This window comes from Salmonella enterica subsp. enterica serovar Typhimurium str. LT2 (assembly GCF_000006945.2).
Lineage (GTDB): Bacteria > Pseudomonadota > Gammaproteobacteria > Enterobacterales > Enterobacteriaceae > Salmonella > Salmonella enterica.
This window is the reverse complement of the sequence record NC_003197.2, coordinates 3,424,405-3,444,739: the sequence shown is the minus strand read 5'-3', so window position 1 is coordinate 3,444,739 and position 20,335 is coordinate 3,424,405. Positions and strand designations below refer to the sequence as shown.

Below are 20,335 nucleotides of genomic sequence, written 5' to 3'. Positions count from 1 at the left end.
ATGGTATCAAATAAAACCCTGTTTATTATAAAGTTCTTCGGCGAGTGCTTCCCCGTGTTCATCGAAAAAAGCATCGGCGATAGTTAAATTTTCTGCCTTAGGATTTGCCGTTATTCTGCTACCATTGGCGTCAAATTCGAGCGCGATGGCGATCTCCGAACCCCACCAGTAATAATAAATTAGCGCAAAATTATTTTCCCCTGGCGTAATAAATTTCTCGATTCCCCGCACACAGGCCATGAGTGGCATGAAGATTTCATAGCTCTCTGAGAGAAATATGTGATCCATCGTGACTATCTGTGTTTCTTTATTAAAGTTGATATGTTCAGCATAAATATTCTTTTCACTTTCACCAGAATTACATGTGGCAAGATTGTTAAGCATTTTTGCAGGATCGCCGTACAACCTTTGCTCCTCAGTAAACCATGGCAACCAGTCGTCATAGTCTTTAATATTTGTTGCCGGTGAATGGAAAAATTTCTTGAGGTTACTCTCGGTAATATGTGCATGAAGAAAAAAGGAAGCAGGTTCACTCATGATGATTTTCTCTGGTAATAAGTCGATTTATTCATATCCCTGTTCGGCCATGATAAAACGATTACTATTTTATAAAAGTACAGAACTGGACCTTTCCTCTATTTCATATCATAGGAAAATATATACTTGAACTGGTTCAGAATAAGCGGAATACGAAAATGGGGCGTAAAGGACTACTCGCTATTGTATTATTGAGCCTGTTTATCGCTTTTATTTTAAAATTTTTCTGGCTCACTCCGTACGATGAAGACGTTTACCTGCCAGTGGAAAAACCTGTCGCATCGTCTTTAAAAATCATTCACCCCGGCGACCAGTTATTTATCCGCATTCTGAAAGCGGAAGATAAGCTGGAACTGTGGGCAAGCGCCAATAACAAGCCTTACAAACTCTACAAAACCTGGACTATATGCGCATGGTCTGGTGGCTTAGGGCCAAAACATAAACAGGGAGACGGTAAAAGCCCGGAAGGCTTTTATGCCACCAACAAAGGGTTGCTTAACCCAAACAGCCGCTATCATCTGGCATTTAATATTGGCTACCCGAATGCTTACGATCGGGCAAATGGCTACACCGGTGATTTCATTATGGTTCACGGGAACTGCGTTTCGGCCGGTTGCTATGCCATGACCGATGCCGGTATTGAAGAGATTTATCAACTGGTGGCGCAGGCGCTAAACAGCGGGCAGAAGAGCGTGCCTGTCCATATCTTCCCATTTACGATGAATGACGAAAATATGCGCCAGGCGCAAGCATGGCCGGAATATAATTTCTGGCGTATGTTGAAGCCCGGCTATGATTACTTCGAAAAAAATCGCCGATTGCCAACCATCACCGTTGAAAATCGGCGTTATAAAATCAGCCCAACAACTCTTCCTTAACATCCATCGCTAAATCAAACGAATGCAGGCGTGCCTGGTGGTCGAAAATCTGCCCGTTTACCATAATTTCATCCGCCTGGGTCTCCCGCAGGATGGATTCCAGCCCGTGGCGGACTTTCGCTTTATCACCGACCAGCGACATACTCAGCGCCTGCTGCACGCCATACTGCTCGGATGGCGACCGGAAGGTCTCCATATTCTCAATCGGCGGCGGCAGTTGGCCGGTTTCCCCACGGCGTAGCTTCACGAAAGCCTGCTGCATGGAGGTAAACAGGAATTCGGCGTCGCGGTTGCTGTCGGCGGCGATAATATTGATACACACCATCGCGTACGGTTTTTCCAGCCGCGCTGAAGGTTTGAACTGGGTACGGTACAGATGCAGCGCCTGGAACAACATATCCGGCGCGAAATGCGAAGCAAAGGCGAACGGCAGGCCAAGCTGGGCCGCCAGTTGCGCACTATACAGGCTGGATCCCAACAGCCAGACCGGGATCTGCTCGCCGTAGCCGGGCACCGGGCGCACATGCGGATTAGGGTCGCGAGCGTCGAACCAGTCCACCAGCTCTGCGACATCGCGTGGAAAGTTATCGATATCGCCGCTCATATGGCGACGCAGCGCGCGCATCGTCGACTGATCGCTACCCGGCGCGCGTCCCAACCCTAAGTCGATACGTCCCGGGTAGAGCGTATTCAGCGTGCCGAACTGCTCGGCAATCACCAGCGGTGAATGGTTAGGCAGCATCACGCCGCCGGAGCCAAGATGTAATGTTGTGGTATTGGCTGCCAGATAACCAATCAATACCGAGGTCGCCGCGCTGGCGATACCGGTCATGTTGTGATGTTCTGCCAGCCAGTAGCGGTGATAACCGCGCTTTTCAGCCAGCCGTGCGAGATCCAGCGAGTGCGTGAAGGCTTCTTTTGCCGAAGATCCTTCAGGGATCGGCGCCAGATCCAGCACCGAGAACGGAATAGTTTTGTCAGTCATAACGGCTCACTTTGTTACCGGTTAATCTTTTAATACTGCATTAAAGATTAGCGAATGTTGTTAACAAAGTGAGCTTTATGAGACTGACGGCAAAAACAATGCCCGATGGCGCTGCGCTTATCGGGCCTACGGGATCGCTATTTGTAGGCCGGACAAGGTATTTATGCCGCCATCCGGCTAGGCCTGTAGCTCCAGACCTGCCAGCCGCTTCCAGTAGCCGTTACAGTCGCTATGCGCGGCAAGCGGTAATGGCGCGCCGCCGTTTTCGTTAGCGCGAAAGGCATCAAGCATGGCAAATGTCTCCGTCCCCAACGGCGACAGCCGCACGATATCGACCAATCCCTGCATCGACGTCAGTTCGTTGCCAAGGTTATAGACATAGCCGCTCATGGTCTGAATACCGTTAAGCACAAACACCTGCTGATTCTCTTGCGAGAGCACGTCACGACCGTTTGGATACTTGATACAGCAGGTTTCGCACTCATCTTTCGGGCGGTCTTCCGAACGGGCGGTAAAGCAGCGAGCGGAGTAGGCCAGCGGCAGATGCCCGTAGCTCAACACTTCCACTTCAAACTGATTGCGGATGCCCAGTTCATCGCACTGATTAAGCAAATTCACCAGCCAGTCGCGGGACAGCTCCACCGGCATACACCAGCGTACCATGCCTTCTTTCAGCAACCGGCGCAGCGTGACCGCGTTGTAGCAGTTCAGCGCATGGCCGGCGACAAACGGCAGTTTGCGCTCGGCGCACAGATTCACCACGCCAAGATCGCTGGCTTCCAGCAGAAAATCGCCGTTGTCCACATAGCGTTTCAGCTCGCTTAATTCAGATGACGCCTGTACCAGCGCCAGGGTGGAGAGCACCACCTGCTTACCGCTGGCGGCGAGGGATTTCGCCATTTCCAGCCAGTCGCCGACTTTGGTCGCGCGACGCTTGCTGCACACCGCTTCGCCCAGATAAATGACATCAGCGCTGCTTTTTGCGGCCTGCTGATAAAAATCTTCCAGCGTCTCTTTCGGCCAGTAATAAAGCACCGGTCCTAAGGAATATTTCATAGCTCCTCTCACTGCCATTTACGGTGATATGCGCCAAGCGTGGTTTGGGTGCCTTCGGACATCGCGCCGAGCGTCTCCATCCAGTCGCGCTGTGGAACGAAGTTTTGCGGGGCGGCTTTGCAGCGATCGATCGCCTGGCGCCACACTTTCGCCACCTGGCTGACATAGGCCGGGCTGCGCTGGCGGCCTTCGATCTTCACCGAAGCGATGTTCGCCGCCATGAGCTCCGGCAGCAGTTCCAGCGTGTTCAGGCTGGTTGGCTCCTCCAGCGCGTGATAGCGCTCGCCGTCCACTAAATAGCGGCCTTTGCACAGCGTTGGGTAGCCCGCGTTTTCGCCATCCTGGTAACGGTCAATCAGGACATCATTCAGGCGCGATTCCAGCCCCTGCGGCGTTTGCTGCCAACGGACAAAGCGGGCGGGCGAGCAGGCGCCGACGGTATTGGGCGACTCCCCCGTCAGGTAGGAAGAAAGATAGCAGCGACCTTCCGCCATAATGCACAGGCTGCCAAACGCGAATACCTCCAGCGGCACCGGCGTGACGCGGGCTAGTTGTTTTACCTGGTGAATCGACAGTACACGCGGCAGTACTACACGGTGGACATCAAAGTTGCGGTGATAAAAGCGAATCGCCTCTTCGTTGGTTGCCGAGGCCTGAACGGAAACATGGCGCTCAATATGCGGGTAACGCTCTGCGGCATATTCCAGCATAGCGAGGTCGGCGAGAATCAACGCGTCGGCGCCAAGCTGCGCCGCCATATCCACGGCGCGCTGCCAGCGGGCATAGCCGTCCGGATGCGCAAAAGTATTAATGGCGATGTGTAATTTGCGGCGATGCTGGTGAACAAAACTCACCGCTTCCTGCAATTTTTTTTCGGTAAAGTTAAGGCCGGCAAAATGACGGGCATTGGTATCGTCTTTTAACCCGATATAAACGGCGTCAGCGCCGTTTTCGATGGCCGCCTTCAGCGCCGGGAGATTTCCGGCAGGGCAGAGCAGCTCCATAATTTATCCTGAGGGTTACGTCTGAGACGCAAAATTGTTAACGAACAGGGATTTTAGTTAACCTTGCTGCGACAATTTTTGATTTAAGGCAGTTAAAGGCGTATTGGTAACACCAATAATGGGGTAGAAAATCAGACCCAATTGTTGATTTACGCCGCCATGTGATTTATTGGATATGGCAAAATAACAGGACTATTGAAACAGGGAGTAAAGCTCGTGTTAGATAAACTGCGTTCACGCTTAGTCCATGCTGGCCCGTCTCTGATGAGTGTACCGGTTAAACTGACGCCCTTTGCGCTAAAGCGCCAGGTTCTGGAACAGGTTCTGAGCTGGCAGTTTCGTCAGGCGCTGGCCGATGGAGAGCTGGAATTCCTCGAAGGTCGTTGGTTAAGCATTCATGTTCGTGACATCGACTTAAAATGGTATACCACGGTTGAAAATGAAAAGCTGATCGTTAGCCAGCAGGCGGATGCTGACGTCAGTTTTAGCGCCGACGCCAGCGATCTGCTAATGATCGCCGCCCGTAAACAGGATCCGGATACGCTCTTTTTCCAGCGTCGACTGGTCATTGAAGGCGATACTGAGTTAGGGTTGTATGTGAAGAATCTGATGGACGCCATCGAACTGGAGCAGATGCCGAAAGCGTTACGCGTTATGCTGCTGCAACTGGCGGATTTTGTTGAGGCGGGAATGAAAAACTCGCCGGAAACCAAACAGACCTCGGTAGGTGAACCATGCTAATTCGAGTAGAAATTCCTATTGATGCGCCTGGTATTGATGCGCTGTTACGCCGTTCATTCGAAAGCGATGCGGAAGCGAAGCTGGTTCACGATTTGCGTGAAGATGGTTTTCTGACGCTCGGACTGGTGGCCACGGATGATGAAGGTCAGGTGGTGGGCTATGTCGCCTTTAGCCCGGTTGATGTGCAGGGCGAAGATTTACAGTGGGTCGGCATGGCGCCGCTGGCGGTCGATGAAAAGTATCGCGGGCAAGGGCTGGCGCGCCAGTTAGTGTATGAAGGGCTGGATTCGCTCAACGAGTTCGGCTACGCGGCGGTCGTGACGCTGGGCGATCCGGCGTTATATAGCCGCTTCGGTTTTGAACTGGCCGCACATTACGATCTTCACTGCCGTTGGCCCGGTACGGAAAGCGCTTTCCAGGTACACCGTTTGGCTGAGGATGCGCTGGAGGGCGTGACGGGGCTGGTGGAGTATCACGACCACTTCAATCGTTTTTAAGCACCGGCGTTTGCAGGCTGGACAGCAGCGCCTCAAACGCTTCGCGTTCCGTCACAAGGCGCTCTTTCTGGCGCTTTGTGAGCTGTTTGATGCGATACTCTATGCGCAGGGCCAGCGAGCGATCGCCGACCTGCGCCGCAAACGCCAGCGTTAACTCGCCTTTTCCCCGTAATGCTTTTGCGCCTTTTCCCGTTTGATGCTGCCTGTAACGACGCGCCACATCGGTGGTTATTCCGGTGTAAAGCGCATTGTCTGCAGTACGAATCAGATACAGATACCAGGGGGTCATTGTCGCCATCAGCATGATAATTTTCAGGTTCCCAGTATAAGCGAGAATAAAGATGGACACACTTACCGCTATTGGCCGTTGGCTGGCGAAACAACACGTGGTGACCTGGTGCGTACACCATGAGGGAGAGCTGTGGTGCGCCAATGCGTTTTATTTGTTCGATGCGCAAAACGTCGCACTGTATCTGTTAACGGATGATAAAACCCGCCATGCGCAAATGTCCGGCGCGTGCGCGCCAGTTGCGGGAACGGTCAATGGGCAGCCGAAAACGGTGGCGCGCATTCGCGGCGTGCAGTTTAAAGGGGAAATTCGCCGTCTGGAGGGGCAGGAGAGCGACGCCGCGCGTAAAGCTTACCTTCGTCGCTTCCCGGTCGCCAGGGTGCTGCCAGCGCCGGTATGGGAAATCCGGCTGGATGAAATTAAATTCACCGACAACACGCTGGGGTTTGGTAAAAAACTGCACTGGTTACGTGACTCACGCGCCCAGCAGGCGTAGCGCCTCGCGGTTAAATGCCGGCAGGTCGTCAGGCGTGCGGCTGGTCACCAGCTGATCTTTATCGACGACGACTTCCTGATCGTAAAATTCCGCGCCCGCGTTCTTCACATCGATAATAATCGGTTTCACCGCCGTGAGTTTGCGGCCACGAATGACATCGGCGCTGATCAACAACTGCGGGCCGTGGCAAATGGCAAAAACCGGTTTACCGCTGTTAACGAAATCGCGGGTAAAATCCACGAAACGGCTGTCGCCGCGCAGGTAGTCCGGCGAATGACCTCCCGGCAATAGCAAGGCGTCGAACTCGTCGGGACGAACGTCATCAATAGCCTTATCAATGGTGACGCTGGCCTCGCCTTTTTTTCCTTTCACCGTTTTACCCGCCTCTTTTTCGATGGTGATGACCTCATGGCCGGCCTGACGGAATTCTGCTGCCGGCGAGGTAAATTCTGAATCTTCAAATTCATCGGTAATCAAAACGGCAATTTTCTTACTCATGCGTTTCCTCCGCAGTGGTGGCGTCGGGTAAGGCAAATTTTCCACAATGATGGATACTTACCTCGTAGACTATTAAGCCTGGTCGATAGGGCCGAGAGTGCAAGGTGGACAAATCTGTAAAGGAGCGAGGATGAGTCAGGTACTGATTACCGGCGCGACCGGACTGGTCGGCGGACATCTGCTGAGAATGTTAATCAACACGCCGCAGGTGAGCGCTATCGCCGCGCCGACGCGTCGCCCGCTGACGGATATTGTCGGCGTTTATAACCCTCACGATCCGCAGCTTACCGATGCGTTAGCTCAGGTGACCGACCCGGTAGATATTGTTTTTTGCTGCCTGGGCACGACCCGGCGTGAAGCGGGAAGTAAAGCGGCGTTTATTCATGCGGATTATACGCTGGTGGTTGATACTGCGCTGACCGGACGTCGACTGGGTGCGCAGCACATGGTGGTGGTCAGCGCAATGGGAGCAAACGCGCACTCTCCGTTTTTCTACAATCGGGTGAAAGGAGAAATGGAGGAGGCGTTAATCGCGCAAAATTGGCCTCGTTTGACGATTGCCCGACCTTCTATGCTGCTCGGCGACAGAACAACGCGGCGGGTGAATGAAACGCTTTTCGCTCCGCTATTCCGGCTGTTGCCAGGAAACTGGAAATCGATCGATGCGCGGGATGTGGCGCGGGCCATGCTGGCGGAAGCGCTGGCGCCAGCACAAGAAGGCGTGACGATTCTGACCTCATCGCAACTGCGGGAAAAAGCGGAGTAGCGAAGCCGGATGATTTACCGGATGGCGACGCGGTTTACACATTCTTATCGCCACCCGGCACACCGGTTACTTAATATACGTAAAGGCGGTGGTCACGCGTTTCACGCCGCTCACCCGGCTGGCGATGTCTGCTGCCGCTTTACCTTCACGTTCAGTCACCAGGCCCAGCAGGAACACTTCGCCATTCTCGGTGGTGACTTTCACGTTTGACGATTTTACCTGATCGCTGGTCAGTAGCTGTGAGCGAACTTTCGTGGTGATCCAGGTATCGTTAGAGGCGGTCCCCAGGCCGATAGGCTGACCCTGGCGAATCTCGTTATAGACCTCGGTGGTGCCTTCAACGCCCATCGCTATCTGTTTAGCGCGTGCGGAGAGTTCGCTGTTTGGCGACTGGCCCACTAACAAAACTTTGCCCTGATAAGCCGTGACATTGATGCGCGTCTCTTTTTTGATTTGCTCATCTTTCGACAGCGCGCTGCTGACACGCAGTTCCAGCGTTCCGTCATCCACCTGGGTGCCCACGCTACGCGGGTCGGTTGCGGCTTTGGTACCGACGGCTGCCGTACCCACTACCGCGGCGGCGACGCAACCTTGCAATAGCAACGCAGAAATAAGGACTGCGAGCGGCGAAAATGCCTTCATGTGTACTCCTTAATCATCCTGGTGAGGAAAAAGCGTGTTATCGATCAAATCGCACAGGCAGTTTACCGTCAGCATATGCATTTCCTGAATGCGCGCGCTGTGGTGTGAAGGGATACGAATTTCGACATCCTGCGGCCCTAATAGTCCGGCCAGCTCACCCCCGTCATACCCGGTTAGCGCCACAATGGTCATGTCACGTGTGACGGCTGCTTCAACGGCTTTTACGATATCGCGACTATTACCACGCGTAGAGATCGCCAATAAAACATCGCCTGCATGTCCCAGCGCCCGGACTTGTTTTGCATAAACTTCATCGTGCAAGCGATCGTTAGCGATCGCAGTTAAGACCACATTATCGGTATTTAGTGCAATGGCGGGTAAACTGGGTCGCTCCGTTTCAAAGCGGTTAATCATGCTGGCAGCAAAATGCTGTGCGTTGGCCGCGGACGTCCCGTTTCCACAACAGAGGATTTTGTTGCCGTTAAGCAGGGAATGAACCAGCGTCATGGCGGCGCGGGAAATGGCATCCGGAAGCGCTTCCGCCGCAGCAATTTGAGTTTGAATGCTTTCTGTAAAGCAAACTTTGATTCTTTCGAGCACGCTAATCCTTAAAATCTTCAATTATGAGTGGTCGTTAAACGCATCCCGAAACCACTCAATCTCATTTCCGGTGAAGGCTAACACATCGAACCGACAATCCACAGTATCAAAACTCCCATTCTGGCGGGCGAGCCACAAGCGGGCAGTATGTAATAATTTGTGTTGCTTGCTGCGGGTCACACTAGCCGCCGCGCCGCCATAAAGCCCGGAGCGCCGATAGCGGACCTCAACAAAAACCGTCGTTTTTCCGTCGCGCATGATCAGATCGATTTCGCCGCCGCGCTCGCGCACGTTGGCGGCGATAAACCGCAGTCCTTTGCTTTCCAGCCAGCGACGCGCGGCAGCTTCCCACGCGTCGCCAGCCTGTTTACGCGTTAGCTGGCGGGAACAATCTCCCCTTGCTGGTATTTGAGCCATGATAACTTCCTGTTAATCACACAATCCGGGCTGGCGGTTAATGCGCCGGTATTGCCATTGATCTCAAACCCCTGCACCTGACGCATCTGCGAAAAGTGGTTCGCCAGCGTCCAGGCATCCACGCCCATGGCGTACATCCGCGCCAGAGAATAGTCGTTATGTACAGCGCTCAGCGCCTGCTGCATCAACGGCATATTGCCGCCTGCCAGCATAGGAATTTCACTGTATTGTAAACCCTCCATTTCCAGACGGAAGTCGGGGCCGGAGGTGCCTTGCGCGCTGCGAGAGCTGGCATACAGCGTCGCGCCGCTCTGGGTGCCGTTACGCATGGCGATCATCGGTTTGATAAAGCCAATCTCTTCCGGCGTAGCCAGAATATAGACCGCGTCTACGCGTCCGCCGCCGGTGATTTGCGCGTCGGTCGGCGGCGCAGGGATGGTCAGACCGCCAATGGTGACGCCAGGCTGCGCAGGCACGCTGGCGGCGACTGGACTGCCAGTCAACGCGATACCCGCGCCGCCGTTCACGCCCATTTTCAGCTCGGCTACGGAGCCGAATTTTTGCTGTAACACGATGCCGCCGCCCAGTTTTTGCCACTCCTGGGTGAAGGCGTTCGCCACGCGATCGCCAAGCGCGCTGCGTGGAATCAACAGCAGCGGCGACTGCTTGCCCTGGTCATAAATATGATGCGCCGCGTCACGGGCTTCATCTTCTGGAGAGAGCGCGAAATAGCAGATATTAGGGAAGCTACGTACCGTTTCCGGCTGGTTGAGCGCCAGCACGTTGAGCGGCGTGTTGCTTTTCATCAGCGCTTCCACATTGTTTTTCAACAGCGGCCCGACCACGATACTGGCGCCGTCTTGCTGAACCTGAGCAAGCACCTGATCCAACGGCTGGGAAGAGGTATCGTAGATTTTTAATTCAGCGGAGGGATCCGCCGGCGCGCTTGCTGTAGCAGGGGGAGTTTGTGGCGCGCTGACTGGCGTAGCGGACTGGGCTGGAGCGTCATCAGTCAGATCGCTCACCGAGGCCTGCGACGGACTGGCGACGCCGTTGGTCATTTGTGGTTGCGTCTCCTCCACGCCAGGTTCGACCGGCGCGTCAGGAGCGGCGGCAGGCTGCATCTCCACCGCCTGGGTGCCGAGGTTTTTCGCGGCTTCGAAACCTTGCTGGATGGTACGGCCAAACACGGCAGCCTGACCGTTCAGCGGCAGCAGCAGAGCGATTTTGCTGGTGGAAGCCGGTTTGAAACGTTGTACATTGACGAGCTGCGTCGGCAGCATTTTCGCCCCCGGATTTTGCGGGTAGCGTTTTTGCCAGTCGGCGATCCCAGCTTTCAGCATGTCTGGATCGTTGCGGTTGTCAAACCAGACGCGTTGCAGATCCAGCCAGCCCTGAAGCACATTTTCATCAGCGTTGATAACTAACGTCCTGGCCTGATCCGGCGTCATGGCGGAGAGCGCCTGCCAGGTGGCGTCGATATTTTTTTGTTTATCTTTCGCCGCCAGTAGCGGTTCCTGGGCGATTAACGCCCGCAACAGGGTAAGCGACGGGCGTCCCTGGCTGGCAACGATCTGCGCCTGCCAGTAACGCGCTTGTTGATTTGGCGCAAAGTCGGCGGGTTTTAGTTTATCCAGCAAGGCCTGCGCGCCTGCGACATCTTTTTGCGCCAGTTTGATTTCTACCGCTAATAAAGACTGTTCGCGACGCTGGGTATCGTTCAGATTTTGCGGGAGTTGGTTGAACAGGTCGACGGCCTGCTGGCTTTTTCCTTCTTTCAGCAGTGCATGAATGGCGAGTAATTGCCAGTTGGTCTTGCTATCATCTGCGCTTTGCTGCATCTGATGCAGGTAAAAGGCGGAGTCAGCTTGCGCTGAACCCTGCATATAGGCTGCGCTTTGATCTGGCGCCTGGGTGCCGCACCCGGCGAAAAGTAGCGCAGCCAGGACGACAGGCAGCGCGCGTGCGGCGTTCAAACGAGAAAATGTTGAGGGTACCATACTGTATCCAGTGATATTTTTTTACGCAATGCTCAATATTAAATCGGCAATACGGACGACACAATGAAACAAAACGAATCGGCGGATAATTCTCAGGGCCAACTCTTTATTGTACCTACTCCTATCGGTAATCTGGCGGATATTACCCAGCGTGCGTTGGAGGTGTTACAGGCTGTAGATCTGATTGCCGCCGAAGATACTCGTCACACCGGTTTATTGCTGCAACATTTTGGGATTAATGCCCGGTTGTTCGCGCTGCACGACCATAACGAACAACAAAAAGCGGAAACGCTGGTCGCGAAGCTAAAAGAAGGGCAGAACATTGCGCTGGTTTCCGACGCCGGTACGCCGCTGATTAACGATCCGGGCTACCACCTGGTGCGTACTTGTCGCGAAGCGGGGATTCGCGTGGTGCCGCTACCGGGGCCGTGTGCGGCGATTGCCGCCCTGAGCGCCGCTGGCCTGCCATCCGACCGTTTCTGCTATGAAGGCTTTTTACCGGCGAAATCCAAAGGCCGCCGTGATGCGCTAAAAGCCATTGAAACGGAACCGCGAACGCTGATTTTTTATGAGTCAACCCACCGCCTGTTAGATAGCCTGGAAGATATCGTCGCGGTATTGGGAGAATCCCGTTATGTGGTGCTGGCGCGTGAGCTGACCAAAACCTGGGAAACCATTCACGGCGCGCCGGTCGGCGAGCTGCTGGCGTGGGTCAAAGAAGATGAAAACCGTCGCAAAGGCGAAATGGTGCTGATTGTCGAAGGCCATAAAGCGCAAGAAGACGACCTGCCCGCCGACGCGCTGCGCACGCTGGCGCTGCTACAGGCAGAACTGCCGCTGAAAAAAGCGGCGGCGCTGGCAGCAGAAATTCACGGCGTGAAGAAAAATGCGCTGTATAAGTATGCGCTGGAGCAGCAGGAAGAATAAAAGCGAGCGCCCGGGAACCGCCTTTTATCGCCATCGTGTTAATACTCAATCAGGTGATTGATGTGGGTAAATTGATGGGGGCATTGGGCGGTGATAGCGGGCCGGACCTTTCCTTCGGGCTTACTCTCGCGATCAGCAACGCATAACCGACTCCTTTTTAGACGATCATTAATTCCACGCCTGTTTTCGCTAATGCCGCTTTATCCTGTTTGCTGATGGTGTCATCGGTTATCACACAGTCGATCTTGTCCATCGGCAATACCTGGTTAAAGCCGCGACGGTTAAATTTGGTCGCGTCCAGTACCGCGATAACTTTGTGTGCCGCCGCCGCCATGACGCCGCTAATGGAATAACCTTCGTTAAACGTGGTAATACCGTTTGTCGCATCAATGCCATCCGCCCCGACAAACATTAAATCGGCGCTGATGCCGTGTAGCGATCGTTCCGCAATCGTGCCGTGCATTGAGTGGGTTTTATGCCGTACCGTACCGCCGCAGACCACCAGCGTGAGATCTTTATTTTCTGATAGCGTAAAAGCGGCAGGCAAGCTGTTAGTGATCACCGTAATATTGCTTTTTCGCGCGAGCGCTTCCGCAATCAGTAATGTTGTGCTCCCGCTATCCAGAATGATGGTCATTCCTTCTTCAACCATTGCCGCAGCCGCCTGGGCAATCCGCTTTTTCGGATCGCTGGCGAGTTGATACCGATCTTCCAGAATGACTTCCTGATTGTCGCCTTCCGCCAGATGACTTCCCGGTTTTGCCGCGCCGCCATGAAAACGGGTGACAAGGCCTTTCTCTTCCAGCAGACGCAGGTCAGCACGGATAGTCACTTCAGAAATACCAAAGGTATTTGAAAGGTCCATCACCAGCACGCTGCCTTGCGTATTAATCAGGTCGACAATTTTATTTCTTCGCTCAAATGAGTTCATATTGATTTGCCTGATAATTAACTGTAACTAGTTTAAACGAAGGATTGCGAAAGGTGAACGCTAAATTTCGAAAGGAAATGTGAGCCAGCGCAGGTTGCTGGCTCGTACCATCAGGAAAGTTGAAGTAAAATTTTGCCCTGCATGGGCGCGCCATTAAGCGCTTTGACTGCTTCTGCAAAGCTTTCCGCATCGCCGCGATGGGCAATGAGAGGGGTCAGTTGAAGACGTTTTTCAGCCAACAGGCGCGCTGCGGTTTCCCATTCTTCTCCTGGCCATGGCGCGGAGTAGTTCATCCAACTGCCGAGGAGCGTGAGCTCTTTACGCAAAATTAGCCCGAATGTACGCGTTGTCAGGGTGAGATCGTGATGTAACGTCCCCACCAGCGCCAGTTGCGCGCGCGGCCCGGCGATATCGATAGCCAGCGAGACGGTCTGGGGAGTTCCTGCCGTTTCGAGAACCAGTTGATCAAACTGAATGTCGGACAACGCGGTCTGGATGTCGTCGGCGGTCATTTCCCGGCTATTACAGGTATGCGTTGCGCCGAGCGCTTTCGCCAGTTCCAGTTTCTGCGGATTGATATCAATCGCCGTTACGCTTCGCGCGCCCAGTTCCCGCGCGCACTGTAAGGCCAGCAGGCCAATTGTCCCGGCACCGACGATAATTACGTTTTTCCCCTCGCAGCCCTGCGCCAGATGAAAGGCGTGTAAGCCCACGGTAATCGGTTCGATAAACGCGCCATCTTCAATCGGCATATCAGAAGGCAAGCGGAAAAGATTGGCCCGTTTGACCACCACATATTCCGCATTACCGCCTTCGCTGCGCGATCCTACAAACTGATACTGTTTGCATAAAGAAAAGTAACCGCGTTCGCATTGCGGACAGTGAAAGCAGGGAAGAAGCGGGACACAAGCGACGGCATCGCCGGGCTGCATATCCGTTACGCCTGTGCCGTAGGATTCAACGTAGCCGCTGAATTCATGACCTAACGTAATAGGATAATAATGGGCGCCCTGCGCGAAAATACGCGGGATATCCGACCCGCAAAGCCCTGAGCTAACGACCTTGACCAACACATCGTCCTCGGCTTGCAGTTGTGGTAAGGGACGTTCTTCAACGCGCACGTCTCCCTCAGCGTGAATAACCACTGATTTCATAACATTCTCCAGGAAGGTGAGGGGAGCGATTGCTCCCCTAAAATTAAGAGGCGATTTGACTTTGCTGTAGCGCCGTGGCTTTCTCAGCCGCGACAAACTGTCGGGCGCGACGCCAGGTCAGCAGTACGCCGGCCAGATAGATAATGGCAATGACGGCGAAGCCGACGATATTCTGCCAGGTAAAAAGTTGAATCAGCAGCCAGGTGATGGGGGAACCGCCCTGATCCAGCGAGGCGACTTGTCCGCCAGCTTTTAGCGCTCCGGCATTGGCAGCCAGTTGGGTATGCAGGCCAATCGTCTGGGTGGCTATCCACAGGGTGATACCCATAATAATGACACCTGAAATCAGCGTGCGGAACAGGTTGCCCTGGTGTACCGCGACCGCCATCGCAATAAAGAAACCGATGGTGGCGAGGTCGCCGAACGGCAGCACCTGGTTCCCCGGTACTAAGACGGCAATCAGGATGGTCAGCGGAATGAATATCAGGCTCGCGGAGACAACAGAGGTATGACCGAGCAGTAGCGCTGGATCAAGGCCTATCAGGAACTCCTGCCCGCCAAATTTAGCCTGTAGACGTTTACGCGCATGTTTCGCGATAGGCGTTAGGCCATCCATAATAGGTTTAATGACGCGTGGCATAAGCAGCATCACCGCTGCGGTTTTGACCGCCAGTTGCAGAACGGCTTTGGCGTCGTAGCCTGCCAGTACACCAATCACCAGCCCCATCACGAAGCCGACAGTCACCGGCTCGCCAAACGGTCCGAAGCGTTTCTGGACATCGTCTGCGCTAAAGTGAATACGATTGAGACCCGGAATTTTCTCGATAATGGTATCAACGAGCACCGCCACGGGGCCCAGGTACGCGGATGAGCCGTGTGGGATAGCAATCCCCTCGAGGCCAAAATAGTCGCGGGTATCTTTGGCAAACCAGTCCCCCAGTTTGTAGACAAAGGCGGCATGAACCACAACGCCCAGAATCCCCAGCCAGTATGAACCGGTCGCCAGATGCAGCATGGCGCCCGTGAAGGTCATGTGCCAGATATTCCAGATATCGACATTCACCACGCGGGTCATGCGGGTCACTAGCATCAGGACGTTAACCCCGATGGCGACAGGGATCGCGACCAGCGCGATTTGTGACGCCCAGGTCATGGGCGATGAACCCGGCCAGCCGACGTCAATAACGTGGAGATTGATTTGGAAATGTTCCGCCATGGCTTTCGCCGCGGGGCCGATAGAATCCAGCATCAGGCCGATGACCAGACCAATACCCACGAAGCCGATACCAATATGCAAACCCGATTTAAAACAATCCCCAAGCTTCATTCCCAGCAGTTTAGAGAACACGATGATCACCAGAGGCAGCATCACCGTTGGGCCTAAGTCGAGGATATAACGCATTATTTCGCTAAACATACGTTACCCCATGAGAATGGACAGAATTTTTTGCTGTAATGCTTCAATACCCACGCCGGAAACAAAAGGCATACCGTGAACGACGGGAATATTGCCAAAGGCGCGATCGACCCTGGCAGTGGTACAGATAAGATCGGCGCCGTCCATATAGGTTTCGATTTCGGTGACCCGGCATTGCACTAAGTCGAGCTCAATATGGTTGGCATCACACAGCTCTTTAATTTCTTCCGCAGCCATCGTTGAGGTTGCAACCGCACCGCCACAGGCCACAATTACTTTACGTTTCATAGGGTATTCCTCATTATTATCAATTTATTATCAAACCTGGACGCACTGCTCAGGCTCAAGGATGGTTTCCTGAAAGCGTATCGCCAGTTCGGCATCCGGCGCGCTTAACAGGGCATCGAGGGTGCTTGGGTTCTGTAGCTCACTAAACAGGCGGCGCAGAAGTTTTAGCTGTGCCGCCGGGTTTTCAACGATTAAGGCGATGATTAACGAAACGGCAATCTCTTCGTCATCATCCGCCTGTTGAAACATGACCGGCTTATCTGGACGAATCAGATAGATAGCGGGTGATTTCGCATGAACGGCCTCGCAATGAGGGATAGCGACGGCGTGACGCTCCAGCGCAATGCCGGTAGGAAAAGACGCTTCACGTTCCACCAGCGCCTGCGGATAACTATCATGTACCACGCCTTTCGCCAGCATCTCTTTGCCAATGTGCGCCAGCGCCTGTTGGCTCGAGTCGAATGTGATTCCGGTTCGGACAAATAGTTGGCTCATAAATTCTCCATTATTCAGGCGACATCCGGCGTGCAACCGAAGCGATAAGCGCGCAGAACATCCTGAATTTTGTCAATAATCAGGTTATGCGGCGTAGGGGTGAGCACGCCCTCAGACAGGCGTTCAAACTGTACGGGCATAAACTGGCTAATTAATCCCAGCGGCAATGTGACGTTGTTCAGATTGGCGATTAACTTCTCTACGCTTTGACGAATACGCGGGTGCGGCCAGTAATAGCGAATACGGTCAGACAAACTAAAGTGGATGTCGACCATCGCCTGGCTCCAGGTTGGACGGTAGTATTTTTTCCAGTAGCCCGGTTCGTTTAGCATAACTTCATCAATGACCTCCAGTACCCGACTACGTTGTTCCGGGGAGATCAGCTCGTTTTCCATTTGCGCAAGTGCGAAAATGGCTTCGCGCAGCGCGAAAGTGAGCGCCGGGCCGACCTTCAGAATGGCGTAATGATCGCGTACCAGCGCACGGTAGGCCTGCCGCGTCTGATAATCAGTCGAATGCGCTTCATAGACCATCGGCGTTTCTTTTATCCATGCGGAGAGCGCCTGTGCCGCCTGCGGCTGATAATGAATAATCTGGGTATGATCAAATTCAACGCCCGGCTGTACCACAATGGCGATCACGCGTGACAGTGCTTCTTCCAGACCTGATTCACGAAACGCGATTTGGTGAGTTTCCAGCGTACGTGCAGCATCGACTTCGCGGGTGACATGAACGCTGCCGATGGTACTGGCTTCACCGCCAGGAACGGGCACTTCCGTGCCGATGACATAAGTCAGATGGCATTTTTGTTCTTCGTTTGCGGTCCCTTCTGCTGCTTTACAAAGCACGGCGGCACGGCGTGCAACGACCATCGGATCCAACGGTGTCGGGTCGTCAGCGCAGGACATTGACGCGTCCAGGTGAATTTTGCTAAAACCAGCGGCGACATACGCTTTTATTAACTCAACCGACTTTTCCATTGCCGCCGCTGCCGGTTCGTTCTGCCAGCAGTTAGGCCCTAAATGATCGCCACCAAGAATCAACCGCTCACGTGGAAATCCCACTTCCTGAGCAATGCCATAAACAAAATCACGAAAATCAGCCGGTTTCATTCCGGTATAACCGCCAAACTGATTCACCTGATTGGATGTGGCTTCAATCAATACCTTGTTGTCAGTATTGAGATCGAAAAGCAGAGCTGATTCGATAACCAGGGGATGAGCAGAACAAACTGAACAGATGCCCAGATGTTCTCCTGCTTTATGACGAGCAATTATTTCTTTCACTTTTATCTCCGAGTTCTTTCGTTTTTCTTCTTCGAAAGAATTTATAGGCTTTCGTAATGTTGTTTTGTGATTTTGATCTGATAAATGAAAGTTGCGAAAGGAAATGTAAGGTAACGAAATGGTGTGTAATGTCTGTAACTTCACTTTGTCATGAAAAACCGTACCCGCCGGAGCGGGCACGGAGGAACAAATGAAGGCTAATTAAACAATCGAGATAGCCAACTGCGCTTTGGCTGCATGACTTCTGGTGGTGGGGTAACGGGAACGGTGATCATCTCGCCTGCACCAGAGGCGATAAGCTCCCCGATTTCACGTAGTGCCTGCTGTGCATCTTCGCCCTGCGCCCGGAACAACAAGCGATGCCCCTTTTTCGCGCCGAGCGACACCACTCGCATCAGGTTTTTCCCGTCCACCGGGCCGGAGGCGTTATCCAGATTTTCTACCGTAATGTGGCTTTGAAACTGTTTGATAAACTTCACCAGTACCGCACTGGGTCTGGCATGTAAACCATGCGGATTATGGATGACAAACGTTGCCTGCTCACCCTCCTGCAACTCCACGGCTGCTGGCGTATTGGTCGTCGATCCAGTCAGTAGCGCTAAAACCTGACTGGGGGATTCGGCTTTAGCCAGTGCTTGCAGAATAGCGTCATCGCTGAGCACGCGAGTCAGTTGGCGCAAAATCTCAAGATGTTCATTGGAGCGCGCGGCAATTCCGGTGACCAGATACGCGGTATTGCCGTCACCCCAGTCAACGCCGTGGCGAAAAACGATTACCTTTACACCGGTTTGTAATACCGCATCGCGAGACTCTGGCGTACCGTGTGGGATCGCGATTCCATTTCCCAGATAAGTGGAAATCTGTGCTTCGCGATCCAACATGCCGCGTAAATAGTCAGTCGTGGTATTGCCAGCCGCAGATAACTTTTCCACCACACGGTGCAGAGCGGTGACTTTATCGAGGCGCTCATCGCTGATAAAAATATCGTGTTCACAGAGCTGCATTCTGACCTCCAGCCTTTGCTACAGGAGTTGTGTTGACTGAATTTTTGCGCACAGCCCACAATCTCCATAGGCCAAGCATCACCGCACCACATGCAGAGCCCGCAAGGATACATAACACCCAGGCCAGCGGCTGACTCACCAAAGGTAAAATTAAGAAGCCGCCGTGAGGAGCCGGAACCTGAATACGCAAGCTGTAGCTAAGTACTGCGGAAATGCTGGAAGCAATCATCATCATCGGGATGACACGCAAAGGATCTTTCGCTGCGAAAGGAATCGCGCCTTCAGTGATGTGTGTACAACCGAGGATATAGTTAACCATGCCTGCGGCACGTTCTTCCTCGCTAAAACCTTTTGGAAAGAAGGTGGTCGCCAGAGCAATTACCAGTGGTGGAGTAATACATGCGGCAGACACACCAGCCATAAAGTAGAAGTTGCCTTGGCCCAGTAAAAGCGTGCCGGTGACATAAGCGGCTTTGTTTACCGGGCCGCCAAAGTCAAAGGAGCACATTGCACCCACCACAATACCCAGCAATATTGGATTCGCTTCCTGTAGCGATGCCAGCCAGTTCATCATGCTATTATTGATAGCTGCGACAGGTTGCCCAAGCAGCGACATCAACACGCCAATAACCAGTACGCCAATGAGCGGCATAATAAAAATCGATTTCAGGCCTTCATACTGACGCGGTAAGCCTTCGAGTCGATTCTTTACCCATAACATCAGGTAACCGGCGGCGAATCCGGCAATTATCCCACCAAGAAATCCTGCGCCGGTAGCATTTGCCAGTAAGCCGCCGACAAATCCAGCCACCATCCCTGGTCTGCCAGAAATAGAGAATGCAATATAAGCGGTAAAGACCGGAACCATAATCGAAAAGGCTTGCTGACCGATTTTCATTAGCATTGCGGCGGTTGCATTGTATTCAGCTGAATTAGGATCAGCGGAATAAATCCCCCATAAAAACGACACCGCAATTAATATGCCTCCGGCAACTACAAAAGGTAGCATATTTGAAACACCACTCATCAGGTGCTTATAAATTTGTCGCCCCAGTGATTCTTTTTCGATAATTTCCGTGCTGGTGGTTGATTCGCCTTTACGTATTGGGGCTTCACCATTAATAACTTTGTTAATCAGCTCCGCAGGATGATGGATTGCTTCTTTTACCGGTACTTCAATAACCGGTAAACCATTAAAGCGATCAGGTAAGACATCTTTATCCGCCGCAATAATGACTCCGGCAATATCTACCAGATCAGCAGGTTGAATAGCATTTTCAACGCCACTGGCACCATTGGTTTCAACTTTTATTTCAACAGATAATTTTTTCGCGGCATTTTTTAAGGCTTCTTCAGCCATAAATGTATGCGCAATACCGGTAGGGCAGCCGGTCACTGCAATGATCTTTTTCATAAGCAGACCTTAT

Annotated in this window: 24 protein-coding genes and 23 other annotated features; of the genes, 6 read left to right on the top strand and 18 right to left on the bottom strand. The window is 53.2% G+C overall.

What is annotated here, in order from left to right; all coding sequences use genetic code 11:
* Positions 1-6: 6 nt before the first annotated feature.
* Positions 7-541 (bottom strand): putative cytoplasmic protein gene (locus tag STM3278; RefSeq protein ID NP_462191.1). Within the gene, positions 7-537 belong to an annotated coding region; the region does not span the whole gene.
* Positions 536-541: a ribosome-binding site (putative RBS for STM3278; RegulonDB:STMS1H003303), on the bottom strand. It overlaps the preceding gene by 6 nt.
* A 148-nt stretch (positions 542-689) precedes the next feature.
* Positions 690-695, top strand: a ribosome-binding site (putative RBS for STM3277; RegulonDB:STMS1H003302).
* Between STM3278 and STM3277 the strand changes: the two genes are divergently transcribed.
* Positions 690-1,415 (top strand): putative inner membrane protein gene (locus tag STM3277; RefSeq protein ID NP_462190.1). Within the gene, positions 696-1,415 belong to an annotated coding region; the region does not span the whole gene. It overlaps the preceding feature by 6 nt.
* Here the strand turns inward: STM3277 and yhbW are convergent.
* The 3 genes from yhbW to yhbU all read right to left on the bottom strand — a co-directional run bounded on the left by yhbW (position 1,393) and on the right by yhbU (position 4,471).
* The gene (gene yhbW / locus STM3276; RefSeq protein ID NP_462189.1) at positions 1,393-2,400 is read right to left on the bottom strand and encodes a putative alkanal monooxygenase; all 1,008 of its coding nucleotides are present in this window, start codon (positions 2,398-2,400) and stop codon (positions 1,393-1,395) included. The two genes, STM3277 and yhbW, sit on opposite strands and share 23 nt — an antisense overlap.
* A gap of 177 nt (positions 2,401-2,577) precedes the next feature.
* Positions 2,578-3,493 (bottom strand): putative protease gene (gene yhbV, locus STM3275; protein ID NP_462188.3). Within the gene, positions 2,578-3,474 belong to an annotated coding region; the region does not span the whole gene.
* The gene (yhbU, locus tag STM3274) for a putative protease (protein ID NP_462187.1) occupies positions 3,465-4,471 on the bottom strand. Within the gene, positions 3,465-4,460 belong to an annotated coding region; the region does not span the whole gene. The genes yhbV and yhbU overlap by 29 nt, the downstream gene beginning before the upstream one ends.
* Positions 3,488-3,493, bottom strand: a ribosome-binding site (putative RBS for yhbV; RegulonDB:STMS1H003301). Its footprint overlaps the gene before it by 6 nt.
* Positions 4,466-4,471, bottom strand: a ribosome-binding site (putative RBS for yhbU; RegulonDB:STMS1H003300). Its footprint lies within the gene yhbU.
* 190 nt (positions 4,472-4,661) lie before the next feature.
* Positions 4,662-4,667: a ribosome-binding site (putative RBS for yhbT; RegulonDB:STMS1H003299), on the top strand.
* On the opposite strand from yhbU, the gene yhbT reads away from it, so the two are divergent.
* Positions 4,662-5,201, top strand: a protein-coding gene (gene yhbT / locus STM3273; RefSeq protein ID NP_462186.1) for a putative lipid carrier protein. Within the gene, positions 4,677-5,201 belong to an annotated coding region; the region does not span the whole gene. (Overlaps the previous feature by 6 nt.)
* Positions 5,185-5,190: a ribosome-binding site (putative RBS for yhbS; RegulonDB:STMS1H003298), on the top strand. It overlaps the preceding gene by 6 nt.
* Positions 5,185-5,698, top strand: a protein-coding gene (gene yhbS / locus STM3272; RefSeq protein ID NP_462185.1) for a putative ABC superfamily transport protein. Within the gene, positions 5,195-5,698 belong to an annotated coding region; the region does not span the whole gene. The genes yhbT and yhbS overlap by 17 nt, the downstream gene beginning before the upstream one ends.
* Here yhbS and yhbQ read toward each other — a convergent pair.
* Positions 5,685-6,022, bottom strand: a protein-coding gene (yhbQ, locus tag STM3271) for a putative cytoplasmic protein (RefSeq protein NP_462184.3). Within the gene, positions 5,685-6,002 belong to an annotated coding region; the region does not span the whole gene. The genes yhbS and yhbQ overlap by 14 nt on opposite strands.
* Positions 6,017-6,022: a ribosome-binding site (putative RBS for yhbQ; RegulonDB:STMS1H003297), on the bottom strand. It overlaps the preceding gene by 6 nt.
* Before the next feature lie 7 nt (positions 6,023-6,029).
* Positions 6,030-6,035 (top strand) — a ribosome-binding site (putative RBS for yhbP; RegulonDB:STMS1H003296).
* Here yhbQ and yhbP point away from each other — a divergent pair.
* Positions 6,030-6,483, top strand: a protein-coding gene (gene yhbP / locus STM3270) for a putative cytoplasmic protein (RefSeq protein ID NP_462183.1). Within the gene, positions 6,040-6,483 belong to an annotated coding region; the region does not span the whole gene. It overlaps the preceding feature by 6 nt.
* On the opposite strand, the gene yhbO is transcribed toward yhbP, so the two are convergent.
* The gene (gene yhbO / locus STM3269) for a putative intracellular proteinase (protein NP_462182.1) occupies positions 6,463-6,991 on the bottom strand. Within the gene, positions 6,463-6,981 belong to an annotated coding region; the region does not span the whole gene. The two genes, yhbP and yhbO, sit on opposite strands and share 21 nt — an antisense overlap.
* Positions 6,986-6,991 (bottom strand) — a ribosome-binding site (putative RBS for yhbO; RegulonDB:STMS1H003295). It overlaps the preceding gene by 6 nt.
* Positions 6,992-7,059: 68 nt before the next feature.
* Positions 7,060-7,065 (top strand) — a ribosome-binding site (putative RBS for yraR; RegulonDB:STMS1H003294).
* Here yhbO and yraR point away from each other — a divergent pair.
* The gene (yraR, locus tag STM3268) for a putative nucleoside-diphosphate-sugar epimerase (RefSeq protein ID NP_462181.1) occupies positions 7,060-7,747 on the top strand. Within the gene, positions 7,079-7,747 belong to an annotated coding region; the region does not span the whole gene. Its footprint overlaps the feature before it by 6 nt.
* 66 nt (positions 7,748-7,813) lie before the next feature.
* On the opposite strand, the gene yraP is transcribed toward yraR, so the two are convergent.
* The 4 genes from yraP to yraM form a co-directional block, all read right to left on the bottom strand.
* Positions 7,814-8,400, bottom strand: a protein-coding gene (gene yraP / locus STM3267; protein NP_462180.1) for a putative periplasmic protein. Within the gene, positions 7,814-8,389 belong to an annotated coding region; the region does not span the whole gene.
* Positions 8,395-8,400: a ribosome-binding site (putative RBS for yraP; RegulonDB:STMS1H003293), on the bottom strand. (Overlaps the previous gene by 6 nt.)
* Positions 8,399-8,999 (bottom strand): putative phosphoheptose isomerase gene (gene yraO, locus STM3266; protein NP_462179.1). Within the gene, positions 8,399-8,989 belong to an annotated coding region; the region does not span the whole gene. The genes yraP and yraO overlap by 2 nt, the downstream gene beginning before the upstream one ends.
* Positions 8,994-8,999 (bottom strand) — a ribosome-binding site (putative RBS for yraO; RegulonDB:STMS1H003292). It overlaps the preceding gene by 6 nt.
* A gap of 11 nt (positions 9,000-9,010) precedes the next feature.
* The gene (gene yraN, locus STM3265; protein ID NP_462178.1) for a putative endonuclease occupies positions 9,011-9,418 on the bottom strand. Within the gene, positions 9,011-9,406 belong to an annotated coding region; the region does not span the whole gene.
* Positions 9,364-11,417 (bottom strand): putative transglycosylase gene (gene yraM / locus STM3264; protein NP_462177.1). Within the gene, positions 9,364-11,406 belong to an annotated coding region; the region does not span the whole gene. The genes yraN and yraM overlap by 55 nt, the downstream gene beginning before the upstream one ends.
* Positions 9,413-9,418, bottom strand: a ribosome-binding site (putative RBS for yraN; RegulonDB:STMS1H003291). (Overlaps the previous gene by 6 nt.)
* Positions 11,412-11,417: a ribosome-binding site (putative RBS for yraM; RegulonDB:STMS1H003290), on the bottom strand. Its footprint lies within the gene yraM.
* A 40-nt stretch (positions 11,418-11,457) precedes the next feature.
* Positions 11,458-11,463: a ribosome-binding site (putative RBS for yraL; RegulonDB:STMS1H003289), on the top strand.
* Between yraM and yraL the strand changes: the two genes are divergently transcribed.
* Positions 11,458-12,333 (top strand): putative methyltransferase gene (gene yraL / locus STM3263; RefSeq protein NP_462176.1). Within the gene, positions 11,470-12,333 belong to an annotated coding region; the region does not span the whole gene. (Overlaps the previous feature by 6 nt.)
* A gap of 157 nt (positions 12,334-12,490) precedes the next feature.
* On the opposite strand, the gene STM3262 is transcribed toward yraL, so the two are convergent.
* The 8 genes from STM3262 to STM3255 form a co-directional block, all read right to left on the bottom strand.
* The gene (locus STM3262; protein ID NP_462175.1) for a transcriptional regulator of sugar metabolism occupies positions 12,491-13,277 on the bottom strand. Within the gene, positions 12,491-13,264 belong to an annotated coding region; the region does not span the whole gene.
* Positions 13,272-13,277: a ribosome-binding site (putative RBS for STM3262; RegulonDB:STMS1H003288), on the bottom strand. It overlaps the preceding gene by 6 nt.
* Before the next feature lie 97 nt (positions 13,278-13,374).
* Positions 13,375-14,430, bottom strand: a protein-coding gene (locus STM3261; protein ID NP_462174.1) for a galactitol-1-phosphate dehydrogenase. Within the gene, positions 13,375-14,418 belong to an annotated coding region; the region does not span the whole gene.
* Positions 14,425-14,430, bottom strand: a ribosome-binding site (putative RBS for STM3261; RegulonDB:STMS1H003287). It overlaps the preceding gene by 6 nt.
* Positions 14,431-14,461: 31 nt before the next feature.
* The gene (locus STM3260; RefSeq protein ID NP_462173.1) for a PTS family galactitol-specific enzyme IIC occupies positions 14,462-15,847 on the bottom strand. Within the gene, positions 14,462-15,835 belong to an annotated coding region; the region does not span the whole gene.
* The gene (locus STM3259; protein ID NP_462172.1) for a PTS family galactitol-specific enzyme IIB occupies positions 15,839-16,135 on the bottom strand. Within the gene, positions 15,839-16,123 belong to an annotated coding region; the region does not span the whole gene. The genes STM3260 and STM3259 overlap by 9 nt, the downstream gene beginning before the upstream one ends.
* Positions 15,842-15,847: a ribosome-binding site (putative RBS for STM3260; RegulonDB:STMS1H003286), on the bottom strand. It overlaps the preceding gene by 6 nt.
* Positions 16,130-16,135 (bottom strand) — a ribosome-binding site (putative RBS for STM3259; RegulonDB:STMS1H003285). It lies within the gene STM3259.
* An 18-nt stretch (positions 16,136-16,153) precedes the next feature.
* Positions 16,154-16,629 (bottom strand): galactitol-specific enzyme IIA of phosphotransferase system gene (locus STM3258; RefSeq protein ID NP_462171.1). Within the gene, positions 16,154-16,618 belong to an annotated coding region; the region does not span the whole gene.
* Positions 16,624-16,629, bottom strand: a ribosome-binding site (putative RBS for STM3258; RegulonDB:STMS1H003284). Its footprint overlaps the gene before it by 6 nt.
* A 3-nt stretch (positions 16,630-16,632) precedes the next feature.
* The gene (locus STM3257; protein NP_462170.1) for a putative tagatose 6-phosphate kinase 1 occupies positions 16,633-17,916 on the bottom strand. Within the gene, positions 16,633-17,904 belong to an annotated coding region; the region does not span the whole gene.
* Positions 17,911-17,916: a ribosome-binding site (putative RBS for STM3257; RegulonDB:STMS1H003283), on the bottom strand. Its footprint overlaps the gene before it by 6 nt.
* A gap of 185 nt (positions 17,917-18,101) precedes the next feature.
* Positions 18,102-18,915 (bottom strand): putative phosphotransferase system mannitol/fructose-specific IIA domain protein gene (locus tag STM3256; RefSeq protein NP_462169.1). Within the gene, positions 18,102-18,908 belong to an annotated coding region; the region does not span the whole gene.
* Positions 18,895-20,327 (bottom strand): putative phosphotransferase system fructose-specific component IIB gene (locus STM3255; protein ID NP_462168.1). Within the gene, positions 18,895-20,322 belong to an annotated coding region; the region does not span the whole gene. The genes STM3256 and STM3255 overlap by 21 nt, the downstream gene beginning before the upstream one ends.
* Positions 18,910-18,915 (bottom strand) — a ribosome-binding site (putative RBS for STM3256; RegulonDB:STMS1H003282). (Overlaps the previous gene by 6 nt.)
* Positions 20,322-20,327, bottom strand: a ribosome-binding site (putative RBS for STM3255; RegulonDB:STMS1H003281). It lies within the gene STM3255.
* Positions 20,328-20,335 lie beyond the last annotated feature (8 nt).